The organism is Pseudomonas laurentiana (assembly GCF_014648275.1).
Taxonomy (GTDB): Bacteria; Pseudomonadota; Gammaproteobacteria; order Pseudomonadales; family Pseudomonadaceae; genus Aquipseudomonas; species Aquipseudomonas laurentiana.
In genome coordinates this window covers 355,645-369,081 of the sequence record NZ_BMQU01000002.1, presented here as the reverse complement: position 1 = coordinate 369,081, position 13,437 = coordinate 355,645, and the positions used below count along the sequence as shown (strand labels likewise).

The window sequence follows — 13,437 nt, the reverse complement described above, 5'->3', positions numbered from 1 at the left end:
GCGTGCGAATGTTACTTTGTGTGTCGGGTGCCGTTCATGAAACTTTTCGGTTATCGACGTATTGCGCGCTGTTGCAGATACTCGATCAGCGCCTGTTGGCTACCGACGAACTCAACCCGTTCGTTCTTGCTGGCGCGCTGGAAGGCGTACATCGGGTCGTAATACTCGTTCAGCAGGCCTGCGATCCAACCGCGGTGCAAGTCGACCTGAGCACTGCGTTGCTGCTCATCGAGCGCGTCCTGCAGCAGGGTAGAGAAACGCTTGTAGCGCTCGCCACCCAGGCGTTTCTGGATGTTCGCCATGCTGTTTTGCAGGCGCTGGGCATACTGTGCGAACCCCGTCTCCTCGCCGTGGACGGCGATGAACTCGGCACACAAACCTGTGACGTAGTCCTGAAGGATGCGTTCGATACGGTGTTCCAGGCTGTCTTCCAGCCAGACCATGGGGTACTGCTGCATGCCCTGGTAGAGCTCCAGAGGCAGGTTGCAGCTGCCGACCAGGCGGCTTTCGTCCTCCAGCACGAACTGTTCGATACCAGCATCGCGCTTTTTCAGCAGGTCGATGGCCAGGCGGTTTTCAAAGTCAATCTGTGCCGGTTGGCCGGTGGCGCGCTTGCCGAAGCTCGAGCCACGGTGGTTGGCCAGCCCTTCCAGGTCAATGGCGTTGCGCAAGGCGTGGATCACCTCGGTCTTGCCGGTGCCGGTGAGCCCGCCTACCAGCACGAAATCGCAGTGGCCCACCGCCTGCTGGGTGGTCTCCAGGAGGAAGGTCCGCATCGCCTTGTAGCCGCCGACTACACGCGGGTAGTCGATACCGGCCTCATCCTTGAGCCATTGCTGGGTGATCTGTGAGCGCAGCCCGCCACGAAAGCAGTACAGGTAACCACTTGGATTAGCCTTGGCAAAGGCTGTCCAGGCGGCGATACGCTCGTCCTTGGTTTTGCCGCTTACGAGTTGGTGGCCCAGTTCGATAGCGGCTTGCTGGCCATGCTGCTTATAGCAGGTGCCAACCCGCTGACGTTCCTGATCGTTCATCAAGGGCTGGTTGATTGCGCAGGGGAAGGCCCCTTTGTTGAACTCAACGGGGGCGCGAACGTCCATCAGCGCAACATCCTTGAGAAACAGTGTGCGGTAGTCACAGGTGTTGTCAGCCATTACATCACCTCTACCGCGTGTCGCTGTCGCTCGACCAGTTCACCGATCGGGGCCAGTGTCAGGCCCAGTTCGGCGGCTACAGTCAGGAACTCGGCTTCACCTTCAGGGCTTACCGCGACCAACAGGCCGCCGCTGGTCTGTGGATCGCAGAGCAGGTTTTTCTGTTCATCATTCAGGGCTGCGATCTTTTCGCCGTAGCTGTCGAAGTTGCGTTGCGTGCCACCGGGCACGCAACCTTCAGCCAGGTAGTAATCGACACCAGGCAGACGCGGCACGGCGCCGTAGATGATGCGTGCGGTCAGGTTGCTGCCGTCGGCCATTTCCACCAGGTGGCCGAGCAGGCCGAAACCGGTGACGTCGGTCATTGCCTTGACACCCTCCAGCTTGCCGAATCGGCTCCCGGGGGTGTTCAAGGTGCACATCCAGTCGCGGGCCAGGTACTTGTCCTGTTCGCGCAACCGGGCTTTTTTTTCCGCCGTGGTGAGGATGCCGATCCCCAGTGGCTTGCTCAGGTAGAGGCGGCAACCGCGAGTAGCGGTGTCGTTACGCTTCATGTGGCGTTTTTCGACCACGCCGGTGACGGCCAGGCCGAAAATCGGCTCGGGTGCATCAATGGAGTGGCCTCCCGCCAGGGGAATGCCTGCGGCATCGCATACGGCGCGACCACCTCGAATCACTTCGCGGGCCACTTCTGCGGGTAGCAGGTTCACCGGCCAGCCGAGGATCGCGATGGCCATGAGTGGGTCGCCACCCATTGCATAGATGTCGCTGATGGCGTTGGTTGCCGCAATACGGCCGAAATCGTAGGGGTCATCGACAATTGGCATGAAGAAGTCGGTGGTCGAGACCACGCCGCGTTCGTCATCGAGTGCGTAGACGGCGGCATCATCGCGGGAGGCATTGCCGACCCAGAGTTTCGGGTCCAGATGTTGGGCGCCACTACCGGCCAGGATCACGTCCAGCACCTTGGGAGAAATCTTGCAGCCGCAGCCAGCACCGTGGCTGTACTGGGTCAGGCGAATGGGTTCGCTCATGTCACACCTCAGGAGTTATCGCGTCGGATTCTAGCAAAGCTGGTCTTTGCGCTGCTAACTCCTATAATTCGGCACCTGTAAGCCCTACCTATTGCGCTGTTGAACCGGAGAATCCCCATGCTCAAAAACACCCTGGCACTGCTTGCCGGCCTGGTACTGAGTGGTTCCGCTTTTCTGGCCCAGGCCAGCGAAACCTTGCGCGTCAGCGCGATTCCCGATGAGGCGCCAACCGAGCTGCTGCGCAAGTTCAAGCCGCTGGGCGCTTACCTGGAGCAGCAGTTGGGCATGAAGGTGGAGTTCGTGCCGGTGGCCGACTACCCGGCAGTGGTCGAGGCATTGGCCAGTGATCGCTTGGACCTCGCCTGGCTCGGCGGTTTCACCTTCGTCCAGGTTCACCAGAAAAGCCCGGGTGCCATGCCTTTGGTGCAGCGCGAGCAGGACGCCCGGTTTACCAGCAAATTCATCACGGCCGACCCGCAGGTCAAACAGTTGGCTGACCTCAAGGGCAAGACCTTTGCCTTTGGCTCGGTATCGTCCACCTCCGGCAGCCTGATGCCGCGCTACTTCATGCTCAAGGACGGCATCAAGCCGGAAACGTTCTTCAGTCGGGTGGCCTATTCCGGGGCCCATGATGCGACGGCTGCCTGGGTGCAGGCGGGCAAGGTCGACGGCGGTGTGCTCAACGCCAGTGTGTGGGACAAACTGGTAGCCTCAGGCAAGGTCGATACCAGCAAGGTGCATGTGTTCGCCACTACGCCTACCTACTTCGACTACAACTGGACCGTGCGCGGCAGCCTCGATCCGGTGCTGGCGCAGAAGATCAAGACAGCGTTCCTGGCCCTTGATCCAGCCAACCCCGAGCACAAGGCCATTCTGGACCTGCAGGCGGCTACTCGTTTCATCGAAACGCGCCCGGAGAACTATGCCGGTATCGAAGAGGCCGCGCGGGCTGCTGAACTGCTGAAATGACGATCCGACTGACCGGGGCCTGCCTCAACCATGGCGCGCTGCAAGCCCTGCGTGACCTGAACATGACTATTGAGGCCGGCGAGCAGGTGGCAATTATTGGCCCCTCTGGTGCTGGCAAGTCGAGTTTGTTGCACCTGATTGCCACGGCCATCGAGCCGGCTGGCGGCGAGCTGGAAGTACTTGGCCAGCGACCCTGGCGCCTTCCGGCCCGACTGCGGCAAAAGCTGCGCGCACGGGTGGGGCTGATTCATCAGGTGCCACCCTTGCCGCCGCGTCAGCGGGTGGTCACGACGGTATTGGCTGGCCGACTGGGGCAGTGGGGGACGTTGCGCGGGTTGCTCAGCCTGTTGCGCCCCATCGATGTGGCGGGCGCGCGTGCGGTGCTGTCGACGTTGGACCTGGCAGACAAACTGTTCGTGCAGTGCCAACAATTGTCCGGCGGTCAATTGCAGCGCGTGGGCATCGCCCGCGTGCTGTACCAGCAGCCGGACTTGCTGCTGGCCGACGAACCGGTATCCGCGATGGATCCGGTGCTCGCCGCACACAGCCTGGGTACCCTGTGCAGCTACGCCCGCGTACGAGGTATTACCCTGGTCGCAAGCTTGCATGCGGTAGACCTGGCATTGGCCCACTTCGCGCGGGTGATCGGTATTCGTGAAGGTCGCCTGGTCTTTGACAAACCGGCTGCTGACGTGACCGAGGACTTGCTGGATGCCCTGTACGCCAATGAGCAACTGACCTTGCCTGCTCAGCCAGTCGCGCCGCTGACCCTGCAGATTCCCCGATGCTGAGTCGTGACCAGCGCGACCCGGCAGCCGCGCCACGGCTGTTGCTGACCCTGTTGGCGCTGGTGCTGCTCTGGCCGGGGCTGCACGTGAGCGAACTCGATCTCGGTGTGTTGTTCCAGGCCGACAGCCGTCGTCAGATCGGCAGCTTCGTCAGCGCCTTTTGGCCGCCCGCCCATGACCACGCGTTCCTCGAGTTGTTATGGCGCGCTACGCTGCAAACCCTCGCGGTCGCCACGGCGGGCATGACGCTGGCCTTACTCCTGGCGATCCCGGCCAGCTTGCTGGCCAGTCGAGCGTTGTCGTTATCCGCAGCCTCGAGGGGCGGTCGCCCCAGCGCCTTGGCTGTGGCCCTGCGCTGGCCAGTGCGTGCGCTGATGGTGTTCCTGCGCAGTGTCCCGGAAATCGTCTGGGCGCTGCTGTTTGTACGGGCCGTGGGCCTTGGCCCGACAGCGGGTGTGCTGGCCATCGCCATTACTTACAGCGGCATGTTGGGCAAGGTCTATGCGGAAATTTTCGAGTCGGTCGATCAGCGTCCTGCTCACGCGTTGCTGCAGGCCGGCAGCAGTCGTCTGGGAGCCTTCTTCTACGGCATCTTGCCGTGTGCGGGTACCGAGCTGGTGTCGTACACCGTCTATCGCTGGGAATGCGCCATCCGGGCTTCGGTCGTCATGGGCTTTGTGGGTGCTGGCGGGTTGGGCCAGCAGATCGACTTGTCGATGCGCATGTTTGCTGGTGCGGAAGTGGCCAGCATGCTGTTGACGTTCCTGGGGCTGGTCTGGCTGGCCGATCAACTCAGTGGTTTGCTGCGCAGGAGGCTGGCATGAGGCGCCTGATCAACCTGCTGGTGCTGTTCGCCGTGTTGGCCGCGATAGTGTCGTCGTTTGCTTACTTGAGCCTGGATCTGTGGGCGCTGGTGGGTGAGGGCGGCGCGGGCAAGATGGGGGAGTACGCCGCACGTTTCCTGAACCCTGATACCAGCCGCGAGCATCTGCAGGCCGTGGCACGGGGTGCGCTGGAAACACTGGCTATTTCGGGTATAGGCACGTTGTTGGCAGCGGTACTGGGGCTGCTTCTGGCATTGCCGGCGGCCGGGCTGTTCGGCGCAGCCTTGCGCGGGCTTGCACGGCTGCTGCTCAATGCCTTGCGGGCGATACCCGAGCTGGTCTGGGCGGTGTTGATGGTACTGGCGGCCGGGCTTGGGCCAAATGCCGGTACCCTGGCGCTGGCCTTGCACACGGCGGGCGTGCTGGGCCGACTGTACGCCGAGGCCTTTGAGAACACGCCCACCGTAGCGGCCCGGGCCATTCGCTTGCAGGGCGGCAGCCAGGTTTCGGCGTTCTGCTATGGCATGCTGCCCAACCTGTGGCCACAGCTGCTGGCCTACACCCTGTACCGCTGGGAAAACAACATTCGCATGGCGGCAGTATTGGGCTTCGTCGGTGCCGGAGGGCTGGGCCAGTTGCTGTACATGACGCTCAGCCTGTTCCAGGAGTCGCGGGCCAGCACGGTGATCATCGCCATGCTGGCGCTGGTGTTGATTGTCGACGCTGTCAGTGACCGCATTCGTCAGCGTTGGGTGCTCAACTGATGTGCTGTCCGCCGCCAAAGGCATGTCGCGGGTAACTCTTTTCGTGCAGGCGCTTCAGCTAATGCCGCCACTGGCTTACCCTAGTGTCTTTTTGGCGCGACACTGTGCCAAATGCCCTGCCGATGGAGTTCAAGCATGTACCAAGACACAGCCACCGTGACCGTCAGCGCTGAGCAAAGCGCAGGTGAGGTCGAGGCAGTCGACAATGAAAACGTAGCCATTGGCCTGGAAGCTGTGACGGATAACCTGAAAAAGGTGCATTTCACTGGCCAGTTGGCGGCTCCGGATGCACCGACGCATGTGTGCATTACCCTTAAGAATGGCTTGTCCTACTACGGTCCGATTGTTAACGGCCATGCTGAACCGAATGGCGGCTGGCTGGCCTTCGAGTGCGACATGATCAATCCGGAACTGCTGGTTTAATTCCGCGTCAGCATCGCCGTGGGCCGATCACGGCGATGCTTTGCAAGGGCTGTTAGAAATACTTGAGCCAGGCAATATCACGGCGTTGAACCTTCAGGGTAGCGAACCTGCGCACTGCAGGGTATAGCGCCACCGTCAGCACCCCGGCGGTCAACCAGATGGCCCAGATGCTATCGAATCCGAAATAGTTGCCCTGGTTCGGCCCAAACAGCGCTACAGCGAGCACATAGAGTGCTTTCAGCGCATACAGATGCAGCAAGTAGAAGAACATCGGTGCTGATCCCAGAACACTCAGCGGGCGGATTGCCTGGTGTACCTGTGTGCGTTCGAAGCTCAGTAGCAGCAACAGGCCGAGGTTCAGGGTCAAGGCGAGGAAGAGCAGCGAAGGCGGGTACTTGGTGATGTTGAAAAAGCTCATGAGTGAGAGCAATGAGGTCTCACCGAAGCGCCAGGGGCGTTCGCCGTAGCCATTGATCACGCGCAAGGCAATGAAGGCCGTGAAACCGATGATCGCCCAGCCCAGCAGTTTTCGTTGACGTGAAGCGGCCACTGCGCTGCGTGCGAACCAGGGGCCGATGGCATAGCCCAGGCCGATGACGCCAATCCACGGCAGCAGGGGATAGGAGGTGCGCAGCCGCAGCGTATCCGACAGCTCAATCCAGCCGCGATCATGCAGAATCGCCCAGGGCACGTGCATTGCCGTTCCCTCTGGAAAATGCAACGGGTCGAGCAGGTTGTGCCCGACAATGATCATCAGGCTCACACCTATCAGCATCTGGCGTGGCAGCCAGACCAGGGCCGACAAGGCAATCATGCTCAGGCCAATCGCCCAGATGACCTGCAGGTAGATAACTGTGGGTGGCCATTGAAATGTCCAGGCGAAGTTGACCAGGGTGAACTCCAGCACCAGTAGAAACAGCCCGCGCTTGAACAGAAAAACGCTCACATCACGTTTGCCGGCATGCTTCTCGCCGAACAGATAGGCCGACAGTCCGGTCAGCAAGACAAACACGGGCGCACACAGGTGGGCCAGGGTCCGGCTGACGAACAGCGCAGGCTCTGTCACCGTGACGTCCATCGGGTCGGACACTTGCCGATGGAGCAGGAAGGTCTCCCGGACATGGTCCAGCAGCATGAAGAGCATCACCAGGCCTCTCAAGGCATCAATCGAGAGCAGCCGGTTGGCCGTGGTAGTGGTGTGGGGAAGAGCAGCGTTCATGTGTCGTTCGCAGTGCAGGGGTTGAGGTGCGCGTGTGTGGTTACTCTATAACATTGCTGATGAGAATCGAAATCTTTAAGCGGACAAAGTTGCCGCATACTTGGGACGTTCGTGCCTTGTTTTGCGCTGCTTTGGGGCTTTAAAGAGCACCAGTAAACCCATTTTAAATATGGTTTTAGCCCAGGCCGCCTTATACAATGGCGACCGCCCGCAGCTGACGGTATCCATGCTGCTATCGGAAACACAGCCTGATTGTGCCCATGACCTATCCGAGCAGTTCCTCTCCGACATTCACTGCTACAGACCGTCAGCCTCGCGACAGCAACCATCTGACCATGGTCCTTGTCCTCGGCGTGGTGCTGCTTGCCGTATGGCTTGCCCCCCCTTCTGTTCACAGCAGTGCCGACTGGTTCCCGGTGGCGTTGCATGCGATCTGTGAAATCTTTGCCATTACGGTTGCGGTGCTGGTATTCGCGGTGACCTGGCACAGCTATCGGCCAGGGCAGCCCAGCAACCTGTTGTTGCTCGGTTGTGCGTTCCTTTCCATTGCGTTGCTTGATCTGGCACATGTGCTGTCCTACAAGGGCATGCCGGTATTCGTTACGCCTGCGTCTCCCGAAAAGGCGATTGATTTCTGGCTGGTGTCGCGTGCACTGACCGCCGCCACGTTGTTGCTGATTTCGGTGCGCTCGTGGCGTCCGCTGACTAGCCGCACTCCGCGCCTGCCAATGCTGCTTACGGCATTGACGATGGTGGCCATGGTTTATGTATTCGGCCTGTTTTTCCCTGAAGCCTGGCCGCCTACCTTCATTGATGGCAGCGGTCTCACACCCTTCAAGATCGCTATGGAATGGGCCATCATCGGCTTGCTGGCCATTGCGGCCGTTTGCTTTTGGCATGCGCGGCAGAGCCGCGCTTACGATGCCAACGGCCTGCTCGCCGCTACGCTGATTTCCATACTCGCTGAGCTGTGCTTCACCGCGTATCACAACGTCAACGGGCTCTACAGCCTGACCGGACACCTGTACAAGGTCCTCTCGTACGGCTTGATCTACCGCATTGTGTTCGTTTCAAGCGTGCGCGAGCCCTATGAGCGCCTGGCGATAGAAATCGCCGACCGCCAGGCTGCCGAGAAACGTATCGAGGTGATGTCGTTCTACGATGCACTGACAGGCCTGCCTAATCTGGTACTGCTGCAAGACCGTATACTGCAGGCACTGGTCAGTGTGCGCGGTGACGATAACCCGGTCGTCTTGCTGTTTCTGGATGTCGATGCGTTCAAGCTGGTCAACGATTCCTTGGGCCATGCCCACGGCGACAATCTGCTGCGAGCGATAGGTGAGCGCTTGCGTGAAGGGTTGCCGGCGACGGCTACCGTGTGTCGTTATGGCGGCGACGAATTCGCTGTACTGCTGACCGGCCTGACGAATGCCGATGACATTGCCAGCGTTCCGCAAACTATCCTGGACCTGCTGGCCGCACCCTTCCAGATTGGCGGGCAAGCGATTGCAGCGTCGGTGTCCATTGGCGTCGCCGTGGCGCCCCACGATGGCGACGCACCGGCTGAGTTGCTGCGTAACGCAGAAACCGCGATGTACAAGGCCAAGCAGGCGGGCCGCAAGACCTGGCGTTTCTACAGCGCGGCCATGAACCTGGAGGTCAGTGAGCGCCTGCAACTGCTTAACAGCCTGCGCCAGGCTATCGACCAGCATGAGCTGACGCTGCATTACCAGTTGCAGTTCGAGCTGGGCAGCGGGCGAATTGTCGGTGCCGAAGCGCTGGTACGTTGGGAGCATCCAACGCAAGGGCTGATTTCACCAGACCGTTTCATTACTGCTGCTGAAGAAAGCGGGTTGATCGTTCCAATGGGCGACTGGATTATCCAGCAAGCCTGCCGGCAGGCCGCACAATGGCGGGCCAATGGGCTGGATATTCCAAGGGTTGCGGTCAACCTGTCGCCCGTGCAACTGCATCATCACTCGCTGGAGGCGGTGATCAAACGGGCACTGAGCGATGCCAGCCTGCCGGCATCGGCACTGGAGCTGGAGTTGACGGAGTCGAGCCTGATCGAAGACACCGAGCAGGTGCTGGCGACGCTGATCAGCCTTAAATCCTATGGCATCAAACTGTCTATCGACGATTTTGGCACCGGCTATTCATCGCTGGCGTACTTGCGTCGGCTGCCGGTAGACACGCTCAAGATCGACCAGTCCTTTGTGCGCGGGATGACCAGTGCCGCCGATGGCCACGCCATCGTCGAGGCGATCATCCAGATGGCCCGCTCGCTGGGGCTGGAAACCTTGGCCGAAGGCATCGAAGATCAATGCACCGCCGACGAACTGCTGCGGTTGGGGTGTGAGCTGGGCCAGGGTTATCTGTTGGCGCGCCCGGTGCCAGCGGAAGTGATCCCGGCACTGGTGAGACGCCTTCGCGGTTGAGCGCGGGCGCCAGAACAATGGTCGTGCAGTAAGCACTTTCGGAAGGGTCCTACATCCTTCGGGAAGGGTATCTGCTAGCGTTCCAGTCCTTCGTAATTGAAGGCGCTTGTTTCACAGTGGGCGCCTTTTCGCTGCCATCGCGAGAGGGACAAGGAATGTTCACAGCCGCCAATACGGTGCAATTCAGCCTGACGCTTGAGGGTCTTCAGCATGACCTGCAAGTGTTGTCATTTAGCGGCCAGGAGGCCATCAGCACACCCTACGCGTTTGATGTGGAACTGGTCAGCGAGCGCGCCGATCTGGCGCTTGAAACCCTGTTGCACAAACAGGCGTTTCTGGCATTCGATGACCGAGGGGCTGGTATCCACGGTCAGGTGTTCCGGGCAGCCCTGGGTGAGGCTGGCAAGCGTCTTACGCGTTATCACCTGACATTGGTACCGCAGTTGGCTTACCTTGAGCTGCGTCGCAATCACCGTATCTTCCAGAAGCGCACGGTGGAGCAGATCATCGCGCAGATCCTCAAGGAGCACGGCATTCTCAGCAATGCCTACCAGATGCACCTCGAGAAGACCGCCACAGAGCGGGAGTACTGCGTGCAGTACGGCGAAACCGATCTGCATTTCATCCAGCGGCTGTGTTTTGAAGAGGGCGTCAGTTACTCCTTCAGGCATAGCCCCGCAGGCCATCGGGTGGTGTTCAGCGATCACCAGACCTTCTTCCCCAAACTTGAAAAGCCCACGGCCTATGCTCAGGACAGCGGTCTGGTCGCCGATGAACCGGTAATCAAGCGCTTTCAATTGCGTCTGGAGGCGCGTACCAGGCGTACCACATGGCGTGATTACGACTTTGAAAAGTCCAGCGTTGTATTGCAAGCCGAGCACCGTGAAGACACGCATTACCCCGAGCCGGACCTGGAGGATTACACCTACCCGGGCGGCTTCAGCGAAGGCGAACGCGGTAAACAACTCAGCCAGAGAGCTCTGGAGCGTCACCGTATCGACCACCGGCAGGCCGAAGGCCACAGCGACCAAGCCCTACTGGTCAGCGGTCATTTGCTGCCGCTGACCGAGCATCCACGCAAGGCGTGGAACGACTTTTGGTTGCTGACCGAGATCCATCACGAGGGTAGGCAACCCCAAGTACTGGAGGAAAGCATCAGCCACGAGGCAGGCGACCCTGAGCGCGGTTTTCTGCAGGGATACCGTAATCGTTTTATCGCAACCCCTTGGGATGTGTTCTATCGCCCGCAACAGGTCTACCGCAAACCGCGGGTGCTAGGGCAACAGACTGCGCGGGTGACCGGTCCAAAGGGGGAAGAGGTGTATTGCGATTCGTACGGTCGGGTCAAGGTGCAGTTTCACTGGGACCGTGAAGGTGCGTACAACGATCACAGCAGTTGTTGGGTGAGGGTTGCCTCCGGTTGGGCGGGCAATGGTTACGGCAGCATCAGCATTCCACGGGTGGGTATGGAGGTACTGATTTCCTTCCTGGAAGGGGACCCTGACCGGCCGGTGGTCAGCAGTTGCCTACCTAATAGCCTCAACCCGGTGCCCTACGAACTGCCGGCACACAAGACCCGCAGCGTCTTTCGCAGTCGCAGTTCCACAGGCAGTAGCGGGTTTAACGAACTGCACATCGAGGACCGGGTTGGTCAGGAGTTGATCTACCTGCGCGCCCAGCGCGACCTTGAGCAAAAGGTCGAGCACGACAGCCGCATGGAGATCGGTAACCAGCGCACGGTCACGGTCAAGGGCAATAGCATCAGCGTACTGAACGCTGAGGAGCACCATAGTGTTCATGGCAACCGCAAGGTAAAGCTTGAAGCGAATGATTACCTTCAGGTGGCTGACAACCGTCACACCCAGGTTGGGCAGAGCGCAGTACTTGAGGCAGGGCAGAACGTGCATATCATGGCTGGCGCCAGCATTACCTTGAGCGCGGGTGGCCAACACATCGTGATCGGTGCCGGGGGAATCTTCAGTAGCTGCGACATACAGCTCGGCGCTGCACTGGGGGCGGGGGCCGTGGTACTGCCGGACGGTCTACCGGCGCTACATGCTCCGCTGCCGTTGGCACTGAGTGTCGCACCATCACAGCACGCACTGATGTCGGCCAGCAAAGCGCTCGGTGCTGATTTCTGTCCGGTGTGCGAGGCCTGCAAGGCCGGTTTCTGTGTGCCTGAGGGGGAAACCCCATGACAATACTATCGCCCCGTCAATGGATGGCCGAACAACTGCGCCACGGTTACTCGCTGTGCCTGGTGCTGGATGCCCAGGATCAGTTCGAAACCCGGCAGGCGTTGGCGGGCCGCCGTAGCCCTGATCGCTACAGCAGTGTTTGCAGCGCGACCCCGGTTGCGGAGCTGGCAGGTATTGGCCCGTTCCTGTTTATCCTGGGGGAGGGCGATGATGACGAACTCGATCGACTCATCAACGCCCCGGACTGCCAGTGGGGCTGGTTCGCCAGCCTTCCTGAAGGCGGGTTGTCCGAATGGGTCGAACACTGGCGCGAGCGCTTGCTGATTGGCCCCCGACCGCACCAGGCACTCTACCGTTTCCAGGATCCTCGTGTGCTGAGCCGGGCACTGGCGTACTTGCCAGTATCGGTCGTTGCCGAATACTTGGGTACGGCCATCAGCGTTTGTTACTGGCAGGGGGCGTGCTGGACTGTCACCGAAAACCCCGCGCCAGGTCGATACCCGCTACCCCCTGATCCAGCGTGGTTGCACGTTCCCGCGCCCGCACAGCTCACGGCTGAGTTGCGGTATACCAACGCCCATCGCTACCTGCTGGCCGAGCACCTCGAGGCCTACGCAGCCCTGGCCGAGCGTCATCCACCGGACCTCTGGTTGACGCGCTTGCTGGAACTGGCAGAGCGATGGGGGTGGAAGCAAGCAGCGCAGCTGGAATTTCTACTGACCCAGAGTTTGCAGTCGCCCGACTATCGGCTGCCGGAATGGTGGGAGGTACAGCCGGGTGAAAGGCCGAGCGCACATTTTGAACGCGTGTACCTGCGTACCCGATTTTGTACCCAAGGTGGCAGTCGATGATCCGGGCTATGCAACGAGGGCTCGCGTACTTCGGTTTTACATGGCTTGCAGGTTGCACAAGTGCGCCGCCGAACCACTTCACCTTCACCGCCGATTTGCCGCCGGGTTTTGCCTACAAGGCGATTGCGGTTTACGTGCCCGACGAAGGGGAAACCTGTACGGTGCCGGGCGGGCGAAAGACTGAAGTGGGTTATAACTTGAAGTGGTGGAAAGAGTACGAGCCCAATTCGGTTATTGCTTTGTATCGGACCGTCAGTGGGTGTCCGTTGGTGTTAAGAAGTATCAATTTGAACATTGGTTCGGTCTATGGTGAAAGTGTTTGGGATAGGAGCTATAGCACCGGCGGTGTAGCGATTCGCTATGAGCTGGATGAGCAGTATAAAGAGACATTCAACACTGCTGGCGAAAGCACTTTTCATGGCCAGTGCCAATGGTTTTTTCGCACGATGGGTAAGCATCGTGTGCTTCGCAAAATTCTTGATTGCACATCGACCGACGAAGAGGGCCGATTGGGTCGCGGAAAACCCTTTGCTGCTTATGCAGTTGAGCAGTTGTCAGGTAAGGTCGTAAGACTGCACATAAAGTTGGCGGAAGAAGAGAGCCCCTATTATAACGGCTGGTGGCTTAAGAGTCCGGGTGGTTGGCGGCCATGTACGGGGCGATGGGGTACGGTAAACGAGGAGCCTTGCATTAATCCGCCAAGGTTCACCGACTTCATGATGCCTGATGGGCGTAGATGTACGGTTTACCCGAGCTGTACAGAATAAGGACATTA

General features: G+C 59.9%; 12 protein-coding genes. 9 read left to right on the top strand and 3 right to left on the bottom strand.

The features are described from left to right. Positions 1-50 precede the first annotated feature (50 nt). On the bottom strand, positions 51-1,154 hold the full coding sequence (mnmH, locus tag IE038_RS03535; protein ID WP_189395137.1) for a tRNA 2-selenouridine(34) synthase MnmH: 1,104 nt from the start codon (positions 1,152-1,154) through the stop codon (positions 51-53). After that, positions 1,154-2,188: a selenide, water dikinase SelD gene (selD, locus tag IE038_RS03530; RefSeq protein WP_189395136.1), complete on the bottom strand. Its 1,035-nt coding sequence runs from the start codon at positions 2,186-2,188 to the stop codon at positions 1,154-1,156. Before selD ends, mnmH begins: the two co-directional genes overlap by 1 nt. A gap of 117 nt (positions 2,189-2,305) precedes the next feature. Here selD and IE038_RS03525 point away from each other — a divergent pair, with 117 nt between their 5' ends. The 5 genes from IE038_RS03525 (at position 2,306) to IE038_RS03505 (ending at position 5,956) form a co-directional block, all read left to right on the top strand. Continuing rightward, positions 2,306-3,157, top strand: a complete 852-nt coding sequence (locus IE038_RS03525; protein WP_163938532.1) for a putative selenate ABC transporter substrate-binding protein — start codon at positions 2,306-2,308, stop codon at positions 3,155-3,157. Beyond that, positions 3,154-3,948, top strand: coding sequence for a phosphonate ABC transporter ATP-binding protein (locus tag IE038_RS03520; RefSeq protein ID WP_189395135.1), 795 nt, complete (start codon positions 3,154-3,156; stop codon positions 3,946-3,948). The genes IE038_RS03525 and IE038_RS03520 overlap by 4 nt, the downstream gene beginning before the upstream one ends. Continuing rightward, positions 3,942-4,769, top strand: a complete 828-nt coding sequence (locus IE038_RS03515; protein ID WP_163939296.1) for a PhnE/PtxC family ABC transporter permease — start codon at positions 3,942-3,944, stop codon at positions 4,767-4,769. The genes IE038_RS03520 and IE038_RS03515 overlap by 7 nt, the downstream gene beginning before the upstream one ends. Next, positions 4,766-5,533, top strand: a complete 768-nt coding sequence (gene phnE / locus IE038_RS03510) for a phosphonate ABC transporter, permease protein PhnE (RefSeq protein ID WP_163939299.1) — start codon at positions 4,766-4,768, stop codon at positions 5,531-5,533. Before IE038_RS03515 ends, phnE begins: the two co-directional genes overlap by 4 nt. A gap of 135 nt (positions 5,534-5,668) precedes the next feature. Next, entirely contained in the window at positions 5,669-5,956 is a 288-nt protein-coding gene (locus IE038_RS03505) for a hypothetical protein (RefSeq protein WP_163939300.1), read from the top strand. Between the two features lie 52 nt (positions 5,957-6,008). Here the strand turns inward: IE038_RS03505 and IE038_RS03500 are convergent, their stop codons facing one another. Continuing rightward, entirely contained in the window at positions 6,009-7,175 is a 1,167-nt protein-coding gene (locus IE038_RS03500; protein WP_189395134.1) for an acetyltransferase domain-containing protein, read from the bottom strand. A 260-nt stretch (positions 7,176-7,435) separates the two neighbouring features. Between IE038_RS03500 and IE038_RS03495 the strand changes: the two genes are divergently transcribed. The 4 genes from IE038_RS03495 to IE038_RS03480 all read left to right on the top strand — a co-directional run bounded on the left by IE038_RS03495 (position 7,436) and on the right by IE038_RS03480 (position 13,429). Beyond that, positions 7,436-9,613, top strand: a complete 2,178-nt coding sequence (locus IE038_RS03495; RefSeq protein WP_189395133.1) for a putative bifunctional diguanylate cyclase/phosphodiesterase — start codon at positions 7,436-7,438, stop codon at positions 9,611-9,613. A gap of 155 nt (positions 9,614-9,768) precedes the next feature. Then, positions 9,769-11,811 carry a type VI secretion system Vgr family protein gene (locus IE038_RS03490; RefSeq protein WP_189395132.1) on the top strand — a complete coding sequence of 681 codons (2,043 nt, stop codon included), beginning with the start codon at positions 9,769-9,771 and terminating at the stop codon, positions 11,809-11,811. Then, a complete protein-coding gene (locus IE038_RS03485) occupies positions 11,808-12,662 on the top strand; it encodes a DUF4123 domain-containing protein (protein WP_189395131.1) in 855 nt (284 codons plus the stop codon). Before IE038_RS03490 ends, IE038_RS03485 begins: the two co-directional genes overlap by 4 nt. Then, entirely contained in the window at positions 12,659-13,429 is a 771-nt protein-coding gene (locus IE038_RS03480) for a hypothetical protein (protein ID WP_189395130.1), read from the top strand. Before IE038_RS03485 ends, IE038_RS03480 begins: the two co-directional genes overlap by 4 nt. Positions 13,430-13,437: the final 8 nt, after the last annotated feature.

Bases quoted from the DNA above. Each gene is read 5' to 3' on its own strand.
- IE038_RS03515 (WP_163939296.1), top strand. From the start codon at position 3,942: ATGCTGAGTCGTGACCAGCGCGACCCGGCAGCCGCGCCACGGCTGTTG.
- selD (WP_189395136.1), bottom strand. From the start codon at position 2,188: ATGAGCGAACCCATTCGCCTGACCCAGTACAGCCACGGTGCTGGCTGC.
- IE038_RS03485 (WP_189395131.1), top strand. From the start codon at position 11,808: ATGACAATACTATCGCCCCGTCAATGGATGGCCGAACAACTGCGCCAC.
- mnmH (WP_189395137.1), bottom strand. From the start codon at position 1,154: ATGGCTGACAACACCTGTGACTACCGCACACTGTTTCTCAAGGATGTT.
- phnE (WP_163939299.1), top strand. From the start codon at position 4,766: ATGAGGCGCCTGATCAACCTGCTGGTGCTGTTCGCCGTGTTGGCCGCG.
- IE038_RS03500 (WP_189395134.1), bottom strand. From the start codon at position 7,175: ATGAACGCTGCTCTTCCCCACACCACTACCACGGCCAACCGGCTGCTC.
- IE038_RS03505 (WP_163939300.1), top strand. From the start codon at position 5,669: ATGTACCAAGACACAGCCACCGTGACCGTCAGCGCTGAGCAAAGCGCA.
- IE038_RS03480 (WP_189395130.1), top strand. From the start codon at position 12,659: ATGATCCGGGCTATGCAACGAGGGCTCGCGTACTTCGGTTTTACATGG.
- IE038_RS03490 (WP_189395132.1), top strand. From the start codon at position 9,769: ATGTTCACAGCCGCCAATACGGTGCAATTCAGCCTGACGCTTGAGGGT.
- IE038_RS03525 (WP_163938532.1), top strand. From the start codon at position 2,306: ATGCTCAAAAACACCCTGGCACTGCTTGCCGGCCTGGTACTGAGTGGT.
- IE038_RS03520 (WP_189395135.1), top strand. From the start codon at position 3,154: ATGACGATCCGACTGACCGGGGCCTGCCTCAACCATGGCGCGCTGCAA.
- IE038_RS03495 (WP_189395133.1), top strand. From the start codon at position 7,436: ATGACCTATCCGAGCAGTTCCTCTCCGACATTCACTGCTACAGACCGT.